Here is a 14,051-nt window from a genome sequence, read left to right as displayed (position 1 = left end):
GTTCGTTTAAATAGTATCTATGCCTGTAAAATAAGCGCAAATAGTAGTCTTCTGACTAATAACTAACAAGTGAATCTTGTTCATAATGCACGATAGTTTATTATGATCTACATTAGAAAAACTAATCATTAATAAACAGCTATATTTAAGTTCATTTTTTGGCCGTAAAAAAGCCTCATAATACTTCTAATAAAAAAGAAAATACTATGAGGCAATTTAGTTTAACTTAATTAACGTTAGTCAAACTTTAAGCGATGCTTACCATGTGAAGCTTTCACTTTTAAATAATTTTCATTGCCATCTTTGATATGTGCTTGCGTACCAACAACTTCAACAATGTTGATATTATGCTCTTCTAAGTCACAAATCTTTTTAGGATTATTCGTCACTAGACGCACTTCGTTAACCCCTAAGGCTCTTAACATTTGGGCTGCTTCAGAAAATTCACGTAAATCGTCATCAAAACCCAGATAATTATTAGCCTCATAGGTATTCATACCTTGGCTTTGTAATTCATAGGCATCAATTTTATTATATAAACCAATCCCGCGCCCTTCTTGGCGCAAGTAAAGAATGATACCGCCAACTTTACCCATTTTTTCGATAGTTTCATCAAGTTGTTCACCACAGTCACAACGCGAAGAATGAAACACATCACCCGTCAAGCATTCAGAATGCATACGAACCAAAGGAGCTAACGTTTTATCCGCGCCTTGAAAAATAATGGCAACATGCTCTTTACCTGATTCAAGACCATTGAATGAAAGCAATTCAGCGGGGATATTGCTGTTAATACCTACTTTAAAAGGCACTCTTGCCCTAACATTTACCATATTCTTCCTAAGCATTTCTTTACACCCCTACCATAGCGGAGTGTTTGATTATGATTAAATAATACCGAAATTAGGGTACTAACAACAACTATATCCAAAATGAATCAGAATTATTAATCTATATTCATTTTGAATGCGTTACATTACCACTTAGTACCACAACCATGTATGTTATATTATAACACTTTCTGATGATAGATAATATTACCGTTAAAATAATAAAATAAATACACCTTTTAATTTAGGGTTAATCTAACATGTTATCGGCGAATGTAATAAATCACTCAAGGATTCATTCACCAACGAGACCTAATCCATTACCCTAAAAAATTCAAATTATAGTATTTTTAATAATGCTATTAATAAATGAATCAAGGAAAATTCTTATTAAAGTTTAATTTATGTATAACCTCCCGCATAGAAATAGTTAATAAAAAGTCGATTATTTGTTCACAATTTACAGACACATTAATATTTATATTTCAAAAACAAAACTCGCCGTTAAAAATAAAGTCTTGCAATAGCTTTCTTACACTTCTAATAAAAACAATTATCATTTAACGTTGTATAAATAATAATACATCTAGTCCTAACATTATTATTCCTTGTTATTTATACTTTTACTGAAAGCAACATAAAAACAACAATATCATATAGTTATGCTAAATCACCTCATATTGAAAATATAAATAAAAACCATTATCAATTAATATTTCCATATTTGAAATCTTTTTTTTATAATTTAAATAATATTATTTATATAAAAGAGCGTATATTTATCTCATTAACAAAATAGGGAATAAAAACTATTTTGTTGCTATAAATGATAAATTATTATAATAATCTTTATAGCGGGAGATGATGTTCCTCCTTTAACCGCCTTATTGAATTTCTTTAAGGATAATGACTTCTGACAACATTCGGCTTTTAATAGTCGAGGACCGTGTTATTTATCTATTGAATACTTAATGATATTCGTTTTTCAAACACGCCACGTTGTTTACGTATAATGTCCTCTTCTTATTATCTGCACGATAACGAATTATCAATTCTACACTGCTAACAGTAATAGCTTAATACATACCTACAATTTGTATCATTTTATTACTCATACTGCGGTGTCTATGAGGCAGAGCAATGCAATACTCAAGTGAAGTTCAAAACATGTGTCCTATTTCTCGTGGTCCACAACACGAGTCAGCGCCAATTCCTGTAGAAGGCCGCTGGGTTAGCCCTAAAGATGTTATTGCTATCTCTGGTTTAAGCCACGGTGTTGGTGCTTGTGCTCCTCAACAAGGTGCTGCAAAACTAACGCTTAACGTTAAAGATGGCATCATCGAAGAAGCACTAATCGAAACTATCGGTTGTTCTGGTATGACTCACTCTGCTGCTATGGCTTCAGAAATTCTTACTGGTAAAACTATCCTTGAAGCATTAAACACTGACCTTGTTTGTGACGCTATCAACGTTGCAATGCGTGAAATCTTCCTTCAATTTGTTTACGGTCGTACTCAAACTGCATTCTCTTTAGACGGTCTACCAATTGGTGCTGGTCTTGAAGATCTAGGTAAAGGTTTACGTAGCCAAGTAGGTACACATTACGGTACTCGTGCAAAAGGCCCTCGTTACATGGAGATGGCTGAAGGTTACGTAACTAAAGTTGCATTAGATGACAACGAAGAAATCATCGGCTACCGTTTTGTAAACGTAGGTAAGATGATGGAATCTATTGGTAAAGGCGTTCCTGCAGCAGAAGCTATGGAACAAGCTACTGGTCAATACGGTCGCTTTGATGAAGCAGCTCGTACTATTGATCCTCGTCACGAGTAATCATAGACCTATATCACACAAGTAAATGGCGTTTTTATTTTGACTCTCTCAAGAGTTACAGCGTCACTGAAATTGTTTTTACCGAATTAGAGGAAACTCCATCATGGCTGCATTATTTGAAAGTTTTGATCGTCGTATTGAAAAAATCACTCCAGTACTAGAGCAATATGGTTTTGCTTCACTAGAAGAAGCTCGTGATTACTGTAACGAACATGGTGTTGATGCATACAACATCGTAAAAGAAACACAACCTATCGCGTTTGAAAACGCATCTTGGGCTTATGTTTTAGGTTCTGCTATTGCACTTAAAGAAGGTGCAAAAACAGCTGCTGAAGCTGCTGAATTCCTAGGTCTTGGTCTACAAACTTTCTGTATTCCTGGTTCTGTTGCTGACCAACGTCAAGTAGGCCTTGGTCACGGTCGTCTAGGCGCTCGTCTACTAAGTAACGAAACACAATGTTTCGCATTCCTTGCTGGTCACGAATCATTTGCAGCAGCTGAAGGCGCAATCAAAATTGCTCTAAACGCTAACAAAGTACGTACTAACCCACTACGCGTTATTCTTAACGGTCTTGGTAAAGATGCTGCTTACCTAATCGCTCGTATCAACGGCTTCAACTATGTTGAAACTAAATTCGATTACGTTACTGGCGAACTAAACGTTGTTTCTGAGCGTCGTTTCTCTAAAACACAACGTGGTGACATCAACTGTTACGGTTCTGATGATGTACGTGAAGGTGTTGCAATTATGCACCGTGAAAACGTTGATATCTCAATCACTGGTAACTCAACTAACCCAACACGTTTCCAACACCCTGTTGCTGGTACGTACAAAAAAGAACGTCTAGAAGCAGGCAAAGCTTACTTCTCAGTAGCATCAGGCGGCGGTACTGGTCGTACACTTCACCCTGATAACGTTGCAGCAGGTCCAGCATCTTACGGTCTTACTGATACTATGGGTCGTATGCACTCTGACGCTCAGTTTGCAGGTTCTTCATCTGTACCAGCTCACGTTGAAATGATGGGTCTTATTGGTATGGGTAACAACCCAATGGTTGGTGCAACTGTTGCTGTTGCTGTTGCGATTGAGCAAGCTCAAAAAGCATAAGCTATAGTTAGACAAGATTTTATCTTCAAATAACGAAAAAGGCGCAAGATTAGACACTTGCGCCTTTATTTTTTATCCTTAATTGTTATTTCTGCAAAATACTCTACAATCTTCCCCCATTCCAAGTTCTTGATCTCGCTTATCCCTATAAAACAACGTCTCTTCAAGGTATAATCGTGCAAGAATCAAGTTAATCTTATATATGTTACACAGCACCATGCTGTTACAGATAAAGTAAAGGAAATATCATGATCCAAGTTGTAGGTCACAAAAACCCAGATAGTGACAGCATTTGTTCTGCACTAGTTTGTACAGCATTCCTTAAGGCTCGTGGTCTTGAGGCAACAGCAATTCGTCAAGGCGAAATGAACCGTGAAACTCTACACATCCTTGAGCTAGCTGGTGTTACTGCTCCAGAACTACGCACAAGTGTTGCTGGTGAGAAAGTATGGTTAGTTGACTACTCAGATCTTGCTCAAGCACCTGATGACCTAGCTGAAGCTGAAGTTGTTGGTATTGTTGACCACCATCGTCTAGGTGATGTAATGACAATTAACCCAATGGAAGCATGGATCTGGCCTGTAGGCTGTACTTGTACAGTGCTATTCAATTTATTCAAGATTGAAGGTCACGAGATCACACGTGAACTAGCCGTTCTTATGATGTCAGCTATCCTATCTGATACAGTAGGTTTTGCATCTCCAACGTGTACGCAAAAAGATAAAGACGCAGTACACGCACTTGCTCAAATCGCCGATGTACAAGATCTAGAATCATTCATCAAAGCACTATTGATCGCTAAGACTGACATCAAAGGCCTAACAGCTGCACAATTAGTTGAAAAAGACCTTAAAGGTTACCCTTTCAATGATCGTGATGTTGTTGTTGGTCAAATCGAACTTGCGACTCTTGAGCAAGTTGATAGCATGATCGAAGAACTTCAAGCAGATCTTCAACGTCGTTGCGACGAAGATGGCCTAGGTATGGCTGCATTGATGCTAACAGACATCACAACCAGCACTACACGCCTACTTTACACAGGTGATTGGAATCATATCCTCGATACACACGCAACTGACGGTGTATTAATGATGGAAAATACCCTAAGCCGTAAAAAACAAGGCTGGCCTTGGCTACAAACAGTACTTGCAAAATAATTATATTAACTAGTTATTAATAACAAAAAAGGTTCTTTCTTAGAGCCTTTTTTTTGGTTTAAATCATCGAAAACACCGCCCTCAAATTACTATCAAGGCCATTCGTATAATAAAAACCCCTACAACATTTCTGATATTAGAGCAAATACTTTAATTATTTAATCAATAAAAACGTCTCTATTAATCGCCACAATGAGCAAAGTATAAGCAAACAAACCATTTTATTGTGATATTTGTCTACATTTACTTATTATTCTCTTGAGGTATAACTATAATCCTCTCTCTTTAAAATCCAGCCTTCTTTGAAGGGTGAACAAGAAGCTACTAGAAATTATAGAGAGACAGTATAATGTCCATAAATAAAAAACATATCGCCTTCATTATTACAGCGGCACTTTCAAACCAAGCCCATGCTGCTGGCTATCAAGTATCAGAACACTCAGCGGCAGGCCTCGGTCGTGCATACGCTGGTGATGCTGCAATAGCTGATACCGCAGCAGTATTAGCACGTAACCCTGCAGCAATGACACGTTTTAAACAGGCTGAAGTTTCAGGTGTAATGAGTGTCATTAATCCATCAATTAATATTAATGATCATACTCACGGTGAAACAGTAAAAGATATTTCGCCAATAAGTATTGTTCCTGCTGCTTATTATATTCAGCCAATTAATGAGAAAACTGCAATTGGCCTAGCTATTTTTAGTAACTATGGTGTAACCACTGAGTATCCTACGGCGATGCAAGCAGGTAGCCTTGCTGGTAAAACTGCATTAGAAACCGTTAACTTTAATCCTAATATTGCTTATCGTCTATCGCCCCAATTAAGCATTGGTGCTGGTGTTAGCCTTGTTTATGGCACAGCAGAATTTAATCGTCGTTTCGGCTCTTCAGCTTACGCTGCGCCAAGCAATAATCTTATTAATATGGATGGTACCGATTGGAGTTGGGGCTGGAATATTGGTGCATTATATGAACTCGATAATAATAACCGTTTTGGATTAAGTTACCGCTCACAAGTAGATCTCAATTTTAAAGGCCATTTTACTGACTACTTGGGAAAAGCAACTTCAAAGCCAAATGAAACGGTTGCCGCTAATCTTAATCTTCCTCTTCCTGCTATTGCTGAATTTTCAGGCTTCCACCAGTTAAACCCACAATGGGCAATTAGCTATAGCGTACAATGGACTCAATACAACAAATTTAAAGAAATTAGAGCAATCAGTTCTCAATGTAAAACAGGAACTTGTTTTGTTAAAAAAGAAAATTTCAAAGACACTTATCGTTGGGCTGTCGGTACTACATACACCTTAAACCCAACGTGGACACTGCGCTATGGTTTTGCCATTGATCAAAATGCAGGACAGCCAACATTAAGTATTCCTGATACTGATCGTTATTGGTATTCAGCAGGTGCAACTTATCATTACAATCCTGCTCTATCAGTTGATCTTGGTGTTTCATATATTCACAGCAAAAAAGCTAATTTTGTAGAGCAAACACCAGCACCAATGAATGAACTAGATCGTTTCACTTCATCAGGCAAAGCTTACCTTGCTGCTGCTCAAATTAACTACCGCTTTTAATGCGAAATAAACTATAAAATCATTAGGAATCACAATGAAAATACGTTCAATAGCATTATTAGTCACTTCTGCATTAAGTTTAATAGGATGTAAAAGTGATGGTACATTAGAAAACCAATCACCGATTGATCCAAATATCGCGGCAAGTTTACATGCAGAAACAAAAGTAAATTTTGATCTATTATCTACTAATAAGAAATTAATATTACCCACATATTTAGCGATGGATGCACAAGATGGCACCCTTGCAACAGAAACAATGGCGTCAGATCAAACTAATACATCAGATCCCTTAGTTGCCATGGGTCAAACAGATGGTTGGAGTACCACTCAACCAATCACCATTAATTTCACAGGTAAGGATCTTGATAAATCACCTGCGGAAAATAGCTTTTATTTAATCAAATCAGGTGATCCAACTAACCCTGACGATACAACAAAGCCGACTCTATTATCTCAACAAAATAAAGATTTTACTCTTCAAGTATCTGGTCACAGTTTAATTGTGATACTGCTTAAACCATTAGATCCTGCTAGTAACTACATGTACGCCGTTACTGATGATTTAAAAGATATAAATGGTCAGGCTGTCGGTATGAGTAATTCATACGCTTTATTAAAATCAAATAATCTGCCACCAGCACCAGCATTATTGCCTGCACAAAAAATCACCCATGCCACGGAAGAAGCCTTCCACGGTATTATACAAAAGCGTGATATTATCTTCTCTTCATGGTTTACGACGTTATCATCTGGTGATATGTTATTTGCTGCGAAAATGGCAACTGAAGAAGCCATAAATGCTGGCGCTCACAACGTATGGCAAGGTTCTGCTATTGCCAAAACCGTGACTCCCAAGCAGCTTTCAACATTATTTACGTTCTCTCAACCTGTAAAAGTTAACGATCCAGAAGAAGTTGATAAGAAAAGTAATGTCACTATCTATCAAGGTACTCTTTCATTACCGTACTACCTAGATATTCGCGCTAACAAATTTATGAATACCCCTTGGCAAAGTGGTATGCCAAGCCTTGCTAAGATTAAATATGTATTAAGCAATGGCAGTGATGCAGATAAAGCGACCATTGTTGCCCAATTAGCAGACGCAAAAGTTACATTAACAGATATGGCACAAGTGGCAACACACCCACAAGTACAAATTAAAGTGCTCACTCGCTTAATGGGTAAAACACTTTATTTAGCTAATGGTAATCAACTCGATCCTAAGCGTCTAATTACCCGCTATAGTGCTGTTCCTGAACTTAAATCAGTACAGACAATTGATTACACTTTAGTTTTACCAAGTAGTAAAAAATGTCAGACTCTAGGCGCTAATGATGTCACTATTTTCCAACACGGTATTACTGCTGATAAAAGTGTATTAACCGCACACAGTGATGGTTTACCATCGTTAGCTGAAACGTTAATTGGCAATCAATGTCGCGCAATTTTTGCGATAAATCTACCGTTGCATGGCGATCGCAGTATCAAAGATACCAACCATAATGTACTTAAAGATGCTGCCGGTAATATAATTGGTTCCGCATCAGGTAAGAATGGCAATTCTGCTGCTTATTTAAATCTAACTAATTTAACCGTCGCACGTGATAACTTACGTCAAAGTACGATTGATGTCGTGAACCTTAGAGCATCTATTGGTAAATTATTCAGCACAATAAAACAAAAACAGCTAGATAATAACTCCGCATCATCACCGTTAGACATGTTAAACCCTAATAGCGGTGTGAGTTTTACTGGTCACTCATTAGGTGCAATAGTCGGTACCAATGTCGGCAATATTGCTAACCGTCCAACGATGAACCCAACGTTTGATAAGCAATACTTTACCATCAATAAACTTGCATTAGCGAACCCTGGTGCAGAGATCCCTTACTTACTATTAAACTCAGGCAGTTTTGGTGGTCTTTTAAAAGCGGGGGTTTTACAAAGTACAGTTACAGCTCCAATACAAATCACACCAGATGTAATAGAGACTGGCGATTTTCTTAAAACAATTAAAATATGTGTTGCTACGCAATCGCAAGATATTAGTACGTGTTATAAAAATGAAATCAAAAAGCAATCACCCGCTTTAATTACTAAATGGACTGAAACTTACGTTAAATTTGCCTATGCAGCCCAAACAGTAATGGATCCTGTTGATCCAATTAACTTCGCAAAACCACAATATAAACTTAATAAACCTATCTCTATTTTTATCCAAATGGCTGATGGTGATACAACTATCCCTAATAAACCAGATAAGACTATCTTACCTTACTCACCATTTACAGGAACGCTGCCACTTATTGAGCGTTTAAAATCGATACACGAAGAGCAAAACACATTAACTATATCAAATAAAAGTTATGCAGATGGAAACCATACCTCGTTACTAGAGATTGTTCCACCTCGTAAAGATAAAGATGGCAATCTTTTATTTTCCATCGAAAAATCAAAAGAAACCACAATAAACATGCAAAAAGATATGGCTGATTTTTTAAATAAATAACTTGCCAAGTCAACGGCCTTGATAATCTTATGCGTATATATCGCTCTGGTTATCAAGGCTTTTTTATTCAACAACTCTAACGCAAATGCTGCATCAAACTAGTCTTTTGATTCAATAACTGTGAAAAAGACGTTACGAACTGCTCACCAATTTCCTTTCCCTGCTGATAATCAAGCTCCAAATCTTCATAACTACTCAGTAATGCACGACTATTTAACGTCTTCTCTGGCGCAATTTGAATGACTTGTAACCCCTGAGGTGGATTAACTAAAAAATCATTCACATCCCGATAAGTATGATGATAACGCGCTAACATTTCTAATATTTCAGAATTTGCTCCCTGCCCAGTTAGCGCTAATAGCCGATCAATATTTAACTGTGAAAACCACCCTTTTTTAGAAACTGATTTAGTCGATTGAGAATCAGTCGTTTCATCTTCCCAATAAGATTGTCGCCATTGTTCAAATCGCAGACTCAATTCTTGATGGATATTTTTAATTTTATCTACTGACTCATTAAGGCTTAATTTATCAAAATAATAAGGTAATTGAGTTTCAATATTTTCTCGCCAATCATCAAAAATACCCCGATCTTCACTACGACTCGTTTCTACGTAACTATCTTCTAGCGGTTCAGTACGAATAACGACCACTAAATCAGCCCCGCGCCGCCATGCTTCCTTAACGGGAATGGCCGCACTAACACCACCATCAACCCATTGAAGATCGTTCATATTAACGGGTTGATTATAAAGTAATGGTATCGCGCACGATGCTAACAGCACATCTCGCCAGCCTTGTTGGTACATTGGTAGATAATAATCTTGCAGAGTGTCTTTACGAGTCGCACATGCAAGAGCCGTTCTGTGCGCTAATGTTTTATGGGCGGTGGCGATATCAAGCGGATATAAACCAGAAGCTGACACTTGCTGTAATGCCCACTCTAAGTTCATCGGCTGTTGCTTGCTGAGGTATTTATAAAGATTAAAAAATTTATCATCCATCGATACGTCACGAATAAAATGATAGCCAAATCGTGGCTGGCGACTAATGAAAGAAGATAAATTAAGCGCCCCAGCAGAAGTACCAATATACAACTCAAAGGGGTCAAATTGATGTTCGAGAAAGCTATCAAGCACACCCGCAGAAAATATTCCGCGTTGACCTCCCCCTTGCACAATTAATGCAATTTTCTTATGCGATGTGATGTGAAGCGTCGAAGAAAAATCAGCAACCGATTTTTCATTAAAATCACGTAAGCTAAACGGAAGATAATTCATTTCTTCTCCCTATTAAATATGCAAACTAGCATACATTACTATATAGGAGAGTCGAATATACAACCAGTACATACCAATAAGAAATAATGCTAAAAAATATTTATGTTATGACTTAAGAATATCTTTATTTCTTATTATGCATATACAGCAACTATGCCGTAGCATGCTAATGTGAAGAGCACGATAGTGACAGTCATTACTGTAATTTTAAATTCAATATTCATCATAAATTCCTCTAAAATATGGAACAAAACATTAAATTAAGTCTATGTTCAAGTTGTAACTAAAAGCAATATCAATTGCGATCATTACAACAGTACGCACACAATACATTATCATCAATAAAGAATATTTTTTATTATGCTACACTATGCAAATAAATAGATCCCTTATATTCTATATATGATGACAATCTAATAATTAGATAACTTATATTATAGGAAAAAGAATGAAACCATTTCTCACTGTCAGCTTAGTTGCGGCCACAATAGTCTCCACCACGGCACTCGCAAAACCTGTTGATTGGACGCCTGGATTTGGCGGTGATATGTCTTTAATGGTGGGTTTCAGCAAATCAGATTCACAGTTTAATAGTGATAATCACACCACTTCAAATTTAAACAATAATGGTGACAATCAGAATAAAATGTTCGTTGCTCCCATTGGTAGCCTAAGTTACACATTTAAAGATAGCTATAATCAACTGTACTTTGGTACTAACCGATCTGATATTGCTCTTGGTCGATTTCATGTTGAAGCGGGATATAGACAAAAATTTACTGATAATTCAATGCTAACACTGAGCTATATCCCCGGCTTACTGTCCCAAAAAACATGGCAAGACCCTTACCTACAAGATATAAAACGCGCAAAAACTGATACCAACATTAACGCGTTAAATATTAAACTCGATAACATTCGTGGTTCTCGTTTTTCAGGTCAAGTTGCTTATGGTAAGTTTAGTATTGATCATGAACACAGCGGCAGTAACCCATCACTTTCACTGACAACTAACCAACAAGCAACGCTCAATCGTAATGCGAACATTCTTTATACTGAAGCTTCTTACACGCAACCATTTAGTCGTAGCTTAATTTTACGTACTGCCATCAATTTCACAAATATTAATGCTGATGGTCACGCTATGCGTAATAATATATATGGTGTAGCAGCCACTATTATTCAGTTATTACCACAATCAAGTTTTGCATTTACTTTAAATTACAAAAGAGCATTATTTGACTTAGCTAATCCCGTATTTAATAAAAAACAACAAGATAATAAATTTGGAGCATTCTTAGCTTATGAATATAACCAACCATTTAACTGGAAAAATTGGGGCGCAGTCTCTCTTATTGGCTATAATTTAACACAATCCAATATAAACTTTTATGATAGTAACGATATATTGGTTAGTGCAGGTTTAAATTATAAGTTCTAATAACAGTATCATAATGGTGGCATTGTTTAATTAATTGGCTTCACTTAGCATCGTTATATTTTGCTGATGTCGAAATAATTCGAGACATCGTTCAAAATATCGATTAGATTGACTATACTTTGCCAACGTTATGGAAACGTTAAATAAATTATGGCGGCTAATAATCGTACTGCAGATGCATCTCTAGAATCGTTGCACCGCATATTTACTGTACCAGAAGCACCTGATTCAACGTTAGGATCTATCGAAAAAGAGCTTTCTGAAAACCTCAATGAATTTCTGCGAACCCACATTGCAGCAATCGAAAAGCCCTTAGCTGAAATTGAAAAAGATTTCTCTAATCCAAATATTCCAGAAGCCCCTTCTTTTGTCTCTGAACATACTCAATTCTTATTAAATAAACTTGTTGCTCAATCGGTTCATACTGCCGCACCAACGTTTATCGGTCACATGACCTCTGCCCTACCTTACTTCATGATGCCGTTATCTAAGATCATGATTGCGTTAAACCAAAACCTCGTCAAGATAGAAACATCAAAAGCATTTACTCCACTAGAACGTCAAGTTTTAGGCATGCTACACAAATTAATATTTAATCAAAATGAAAGTTTCTACCAACAATGGATGCACAGTGCTGACCATTCTTTAGGCGCTTTTTGTTCTGGTGGTACTATCGCCAACATCACTGCATTATGGGTTGCTCGAAATACAGTATTACAGCCTGATGGTGATTTCACCGGTGTTGGCCAGCAAGGTTTACTACGAGCAATGAAGCACTATGGTTATGATGATCTTGCCATTCTCGTATCAGAACGTGGACACTATTCATTAAAAAAAGCGGCTGATGTTTTAGGTATAGGCCGAGATAGTCTTATTGCAATTAAAACTGATGATGATAATCGAATTGATCTTGATGAATTACAAACCACACTCAATAATTTAAAACAGAAAAACATTAAGCCCTTTGCGATCATTGGAATTGCCGGTACCACTGAAACTGGCACTATCGATCCGCTCGATCAACTAGCCGATATAGCCAAAGAACATCAATGCCACTTCCATGTTGATGCAGCTTGGGGAGGGGCAACCTTAATGTCAAATAAGTATCGCCATTTACTCAAAGGGATTGAACGAGCAGATTCTATTACTATAGATGCACATAAACAGCTCTATATTCCGATGGGTGCTGGTATGGTGATATTTAAAAATCCTGAATTAATGACAGCCATTGAGCATCATGCAGAATATATTCTTCGTGAAGGATCAAAGGATTTAGGCAGCCATACCTTAGAAGGTTCTCGCAGTGGCATGGCAATGTTACTCTTTGCTAGTCTGAATATTATCAGTCGCCCAGGCTATGAATTATTGATCAATAACAGCATTGAAAAAGCGGCTTACTTTGCACAATGCATAGAACAACACCCTGAGTTTGAGTTAGTCACCAAGCCTGAATTATGCCTACTTACCTATCGCTATATTCCCGCAAATACACAACAAGCGCTTATTTATGCGTCCTCAGAACAACGTGAAATATTGTTAGAACTATTAAATGATCTCACTCAATTTATTCAAAAACGTCAGCGAGAATCTGGAAAATCATTTGTATCGCGTACTCGGATTACACCAGAAAAATGGCAACGAAAAGCAACAACAGTATTTCGTGTTGTACTCGCAAACCCTCTGACAACCACTGAAATTCTAGAAAATGTCCTTATTGAGCAACAACAACTTGCACAACAAAGCACTATTAGCTTGCCTAAAATCATTAATTTGACTAAACAAATACTAGAAAAAAGAATTAAAAACGATAGATAAGGCGCATATATCTATACGGTATTTTCTTAAAATTAACTACATATCGCATTTTTTGCCATTTTTGCAGCTTTAATTTGAGCGAATACCGTATTCAAAATATGACTATTTTATGAATAACTCACACCTTAACTATGAACAGTGAATGTTTATAGTATGAATAGCATCACTAAAAAGCATTATTAGCCTTCGTTAATATTCACTCACTTACACATTGAAAGTATCGATTTTAGGTGAAATTGATTTTACAAGGAAATATAGCCCAAAATACATGTTCATAAGATTTCATTTTTCAAGGTCATTGTTGCGGAGATGTTTCAATGTATAACAGAGAATAATTCTAGCGGTTTCTTTAGTGTTACAAAAAAGCCCTGCTATTAGTAATAGTTCTCATTAGTGCGATTTGTTCCTTTTTGACCCAAAAAAATATTCCGAAAAATCATGATGTAAATCAAAAAAAAGCCCAAACAGCATCCAAAAAAAATGCCCTATTC

General features: G+C 36.8%; 9 protein-coding genes and 1 riboswitch. Of the genes, 7 read left to right on the top strand and 2 right to left on the bottom strand.

What is annotated here, in order from left to right; translation table 11 throughout:
- Positions 1-236: 236 nt before the first annotated feature.
- Entirely contained in the window at positions 237-833 is a 597-nt protein-coding gene (locus OC457_RS06320) for a GTP cyclohydrolase II (RefSeq protein WP_080174693.1), read from the bottom strand.
- A gap of 845 nt (positions 834-1,678) precedes the next feature.
- A riboswitch (Fluoride riboswitch) is annotated at positions 1,679-1,753 on the top strand.
- 217 nt (positions 1,754-1,970) lie between these two features.
- Here OC457_RS06320 and OC457_RS06315 point away from each other — a divergent pair.
- The 5 genes from OC457_RS06315 to OC457_RS06295 all read left to right on the top strand — a co-directional run bounded on the left by OC457_RS06315 (position 1,971) and on the right by OC457_RS06295 (position 9,025).
- Positions 1,971-2,663, top strand: a complete 693-nt coding sequence (locus OC457_RS06315) for an iron-sulfur cluster assembly scaffold protein (RefSeq protein WP_080157628.1) — start codon at positions 1,971-1,973, stop codon at positions 2,661-2,663.
- A gap of 103 nt (positions 2,664-2,766) precedes the next feature.
- Positions 2,767-3,771: a GGGtGRT protein gene (locus tag OC457_RS06310; protein WP_080174692.1), complete on the top strand. Its 1,005-nt coding sequence runs from the start codon at positions 2,767-2,769 to the stop codon at positions 3,769-3,771.
- Between the two features lie 248 nt (positions 3,772-4,019).
- Complete coding sequence (locus OC457_RS06305) at positions 4,020-4,928, top strand: manganese-dependent inorganic pyrophosphatase (RefSeq protein WP_080174691.1); 909 nt, start codon at positions 4,020-4,022, stop codon at positions 4,926-4,928.
- A gap of 349 nt (positions 4,929-5,277) precedes the next feature.
- Positions 5,278-6,513 (top strand): outer membrane protein transport protein, encoded by a 1,236-nt coding sequence (locus tag OC457_RS06300; RefSeq protein WP_080174690.1) that lies wholly within the window; start codon positions 5,278-5,280, stop codon positions 6,511-6,513.
- Between the two features lie 34 nt (positions 6,514-6,547).
- Positions 6,548-9,025: a VolA/Pla-1 family phospholipase gene (locus OC457_RS06295; RefSeq protein WP_080174689.1), complete on the top strand. Its 2,478-nt coding sequence runs from the start codon at positions 6,548-6,550 to the stop codon at positions 9,023-9,025.
- Between the two features lie 76 nt (positions 9,026-9,101).
- Here the strand turns inward: OC457_RS06295 and OC457_RS06290 are convergent, their stop codons facing one another.
- Entirely contained in the window at positions 9,102-10,304 is a 1,203-nt protein-coding gene (locus OC457_RS06290) for a patatin-like phospholipase family protein (RefSeq protein ID WP_080174688.1), read from the bottom strand.
- 448 nt (positions 10,305-10,752) lie between these two features.
- On the opposite strand from OC457_RS06290, the gene OC457_RS06285 reads away from it, so the two are divergent.
- Both OC457_RS06285 and panP read left to right on the top strand, forming a co-directional pair.
- Positions 10,753-11,745: a DUF2860 family protein gene (locus OC457_RS06285; protein WP_080174687.1), complete on the top strand. Its 993-nt coding sequence runs from the start codon at positions 10,753-10,755 to the stop codon at positions 11,743-11,745.
- A 150-nt stretch (positions 11,746-11,895) separates the two neighbouring features.
- Positions 11,896-13,560 carry a pyridoxal-dependent aspartate 1-decarboxylase PanP gene (gene panP, locus OC457_RS06280; RefSeq protein ID WP_080174686.1) on the top strand — a complete coding sequence of 555 codons (1,665 nt, stop codon included), beginning with the start codon at positions 11,896-11,898 and terminating at the stop codon, positions 13,558-13,560.
- Positions 13,561-14,051: the final 491 nt, after the last annotated feature.

The sequence above is a fragment of the Photobacterium toruni genome, assembly GCF_024529955.1.
In the GTDB taxonomy this organism is placed as follows: Bacteria; Pseudomonadota; Gammaproteobacteria; order Enterobacterales; family Vibrionaceae; genus Photobacterium; species Photobacterium toruni.
This window is presented reverse-complemented; position numbering and strand designations above follow the sequence as displayed.

Excerpts from the sequence above, each read along its gene's own strand:
- panP (WP_080174686.1), top strand. The coding sequence starts at position 11,896 with ATGGCGGCTAATAATCGTACTGCAGATGCATCTCTAGAATCGTTGCAC.
- OC457_RS06305 (WP_080174691.1), top strand. The coding sequence starts at position 4,020 with ATGATCCAAGTTGTAGGTCACAAAAACCCAGATAGTGACAGCATTTGT.
- OC457_RS06320 (WP_080174693.1), bottom strand. The coding sequence starts at position 833 with ATGGTAAATGTTAGGGCAAGAGTGCCTTTTAAAGTAGGTATTAACAGC.
- OC457_RS06300 (WP_080174690.1), top strand. The coding sequence starts at position 5,278 with ATGTCCATAAATAAAAAACATATCGCCTTCATTATTACAGCGGCACTT.
- OC457_RS06285 (WP_080174687.1), top strand. The coding sequence starts at position 10,753 with ATGAAACCATTTCTCACTGTCAGCTTAGTTGCGGCCACAATAGTCTCC.
- OC457_RS06310 (WP_080174692.1), top strand. The coding sequence starts at position 2,767 with ATGGCTGCATTATTTGAAAGTTTTGATCGTCGTATTGAAAAAATCACT.
- OC457_RS06295 (WP_080174689.1), top strand. The coding sequence starts at position 6,548 with ATGAAAATACGTTCAATAGCATTATTAGTCACTTCTGCATTAAGTTTA.
- OC457_RS06315 (WP_080157628.1), top strand. The coding sequence starts at position 1,971 with ATGCAATACTCAAGTGAAGTTCAAAACATGTGTCCTATTTCTCGTGGT.
- OC457_RS06290 (WP_080174688.1), bottom strand. The coding sequence starts at position 10,304 with ATGAATTATCTTCCGTTTAGCTTACGTGATTTTAATGAAAAATCGGTT.